General features: G+C 43.3%; 2 protein-coding genes. Both read left to right on the forward strand.

Annotated features, from left to right (window positions below; all coding sequences use genetic code 11):
* Positions 1-1,212: selenium metabolism membrane protein YedE/FdhT (yedE, locus tag Q1553_RS07875; protein ID WP_300842898.1), on the forward strand; the 1,212-nt coding region annotated here is incomplete at its 5' end.
* A 23-nt stretch (positions 1,213-1,235) separates the two neighbouring features.
* Positions 1,236-1,432 (forward strand): sulfurtransferase-like selenium metabolism protein YedF (gene yedF, locus Q1553_RS07880; protein WP_300842899.1); only part of this gene is annotated, 197 nt, incomplete at its 3' end.

Here is a 1,432-nt window from a genome sequence, read left to right on the forward strand (position 1 = left end):
AAGCAAAGATTCCTAGTCAAATTTTGGTCGCCTATGCCCGCGATTATCGCACTTGGCGTAATGGCTGCTTATTATTTTGGTTTGACTGGGACTTATTGGGCTGTTACAGGTGAATTTACGCGTTGGGGCGGACATATTATGAATCTTTTGGGTGTGGATACAAGCACTTGGGGTTATTTTAAGATTCTAGGTTTGCAAGGAACACCGCTAGATAGGGTAGATGGCGTGATGATTATTGGAATGTTTGCAGGGGCATTTGCCGCTGCCGCAATGGCAAATAATGTCAAGTTTCGTTTGCCTCAAAGCAATATTAGAATCGCTCAAGCCCTTATTGGTGGGATTATTGCGGGGTTTGGTGCAAGGATTGGTATGGGTTGTAATTTGGCGAGTTTCTTTACGGGGATTCCACAATTTAGCTTGCACGCGTGGTTTTTTACGATTATGACGCTTGTTGGTGTGTGGCTAGGCACAAAGGTTGTTTTACTCCCACTTTTTCGCTCTCATACAAAGCTAGAGAAAGTCAGTGCGCAAAAAGACATTGGAAATAGCAAAGAAAATCAGAGTAGGGCAAAACTCCTTTTTGCACTTGGTGTTTTGGTATTAGTTGGAATTGGCGTTTGGGTAGCGTATCTAATGGCGTATGGAAATATTCCAGAGGGCAAAAAGATTCCTATTTTAGCACTTGCAGTTGTATTTGGTGTGGGATTTGGATTTATCATCTCGCGTGCGCAGATTTGCTTTACCTCTGCCTTTAGGGATTTATTTATCACAGGGCGTGGATATATGGCAAGAGCGGTGATTGTGGGAATGATGGTTTCAACTATTGGCGTTTTTAGTTACATTATGCTTGGACTTCCGCCTAAAATTATGTGGGCTGCGCCAAATGCAGTGATTGGCGGATTGCTCTTTGGCTTTGGAATTGTGATTGCAGGAGGGTGTGAATGTGGCTGGATGTATCGCGCAGTTGAGGGGCAGGTGCATTATTGGATTGTAGGTGTTGGTAATGTCATTGGCTCTACGCTTTTGGCAGCGACTTGGGATTATTATTCTGTGCCGCTTGCGACAAGCTTCCCTAAAATTAATCTTTTAGAATCCTTTGGTAATTATGGTGGCTTGGTGGTAAGCTATGTGTTGCTTTTTGCATTCCTTGCCTTTGTGCTGTTTCTTGAGCGGCGATATTTTGCCAAAAATAAACGATTTGAACGCGCATAAAGGAGGAGAATATGCAACAAGAAATTATCCCAAATTTTAGATTAGACTTGCAAGGTGAGCCTTGCCCTTATCCTGCGGTAAGAACTCTGGAGGTTTTGCCCGAGCTTAAAAGTGGCGAGATTTTGGAAGTGCTAAGTGATTGCCCACAAAGCATTAATAATATCCCCATTGATGCGAAAAATCACGGCTATGAAGTGTTAGGAGTAGAGCAGCTAGGAGC

This window comes from Helicobacter sp. UBA3407, assembly GCF_949747025.1.
Classification (GTDB): domain Bacteria; phylum Campylobacterota; class Campylobacteria; order Campylobacterales; family Helicobacteraceae; genus Helicobacter_D; species Helicobacter_D ganmani.